The sequence below is a fragment of the Streptomyces klenkii genome (genome assembly GCF_003626645.1).
GTDB classification, from domain to species: Bacteria; Actinomycetota; Actinomycetes; order Streptomycetales; family Streptomycetaceae; genus Streptomyces; species Streptomyces klenkii.
The window spans coordinates 1-1,481 of record NZ_RBAM01000071.1 but is presented as its reverse complement, the minus strand read 5'-3'; the positions used below and the strand labels follow the sequence as shown (position 1 = coordinate 1,481).

Below are 1,481 nucleotides of genomic sequence, written 5' to 3'. Positions count from 1 at the left end.
GGCTGCCGGTGGTCGTCCTGCGCCAGCCGCACCCAGTCGGCGAGGACCTCCGTGGGGGCCGCTCCGCGCTGGTCGGCCTCGAAGAGGATCTGCAGGGCGCGTTTACGGGCCTTGCTGCGGGCAGCCACGGTTAGCTGTTCACCCGGCCGAGGTAGTCGCCGGAGCGGGTGTCGACCTTGATCTTCTCGCCGGTGGTGATGAAGAGGGGCACGCCGATCTCGTACCCCGTCTCCAGGCGGGCGGGCTTGGTGCCGCCGGTGGAGCGGTCGCCCTGCACACCCGGCTCGGTGTACTCGATGACCAGCTCGACGGCGGCCGGAAGCTCCACGAACAGCGGGTTGCCCTCGTGGATGGCGACCGTGCAGTCCTGGCCCTCCAGCAGGTAGTTGGCGGCCTGGCCGACGGTCTCGGGGGTCAGCGGCAGCTGCTCGAACGTCTCGGTGTCCATGAAGACGAAGTCCGGGCCGTCCTTGTACGAGAACTGCATGCCCCGCCGGTCGACGGTGGCGGTCTCCACCTTGGTGCCCGCGTTGAAGGTCCGGTCGACCACCTTGCCGGAGAGTACGTGCTTCAGCTTGGTGCGCACGAAGGCACCGCCCTTGCCGGGCTTGACGTGCTGGAACTCGACAACGGACCACAGCTGGCCCCCGTCGAGCTTGAGCACCATGCCGTTCTTGAGGTCGTTCGTGGTCGCCACGGTCGCGGAATCTCCTACAGACAGCTTGCTGATGACCGCGGTCTCCCCCCGCCGCGCGCGTCAGCGCTACAGGGCGAGGAGCTCCTTGGTCGTGATGGTGAGTAGCTCGGGTCCGCCGTCCGCGGTCGAGCGGACGACGAGCGTGTCGTCGATCCGGACACCGCCCCGGCCCGGAAGATGCACCCCCGGCTCGACGGTGACCGGCACGCAAGGGCCCAGTCTACCCATGGCGCCAGGTGACAACCGAGGGTCCTCCCCGATTTCCAGGCCGACCCCGTGCCCGGTCACCGGGCCCAGCGCGCCGCCGTGCCCGGCCTCCTCCAGCACCCGGCGGGCCGCCCGGTCCACCGCCCGGTACTCCACGCCGGGCGCCAGCGCCTCGCGGGCGGCCCGCTGCGCGGCGAAGACCACCTCGTACAGCTCGATCTGCCAGTCCGCGGGGCTGGTGCCGATGACGAAGGTCCGCCCGATCTGGCAGCGGTAGCCGCGGAAGCGCGCGCCCAGCCGCACGGTGAGGAAGTCGCCCTCCTCCACCCGCCGGTCGGTGGGCCGGTGCCCGGCCAGGCCCGAGTGGCTGCCGGTGGCGACCGAGGTGGGGAACGCCGGGCCGTCCGCGCCGTGGTCCACCAGGCGGCGTTCCAGCTCCAGCGCCAGGTGCCGCTCGGTGCGGCCGACCAGGATCGACTCCAGCAGCTCCCCCAGCGCCCGGTCGGTGATCTCGGCGGCCACCCGCAGGGCGGCGATCTCCTCCTCGTCCTTCACCAGCCGCTGCCGTTCCACGGCG

2 protein-coding genes and 1 pseudogene are annotated in these 1,481 nt (G+C 71.7%); all 3 read right to left on the bottom strand.

What is annotated here, in order from left to right; translation table 11 throughout:
• A pseudogene (locus D7231_RS38015) lies at positions 1-128 on the bottom strand (transcription antitermination factor NusB); the annotation flags it as partial.
• A 2-nt stretch (positions 129-130) separates the two neighbouring features.
• Positions 131-697: an elongation factor P gene (gene efp / locus D7231_RS34645; protein ID WP_120760320.1), complete on the bottom strand. Its 567-nt coding sequence runs from the start codon at positions 695-697 to the stop codon at positions 131-133.
• A gap of 66 nt (positions 698-763) precedes the next feature.
• The coding region (locus tag D7231_RS34640; RefSeq protein WP_120760317.1) for a M24 family metallopeptidase at positions 764-1,481 on the bottom strand (718 nt) is incomplete at its 5' end.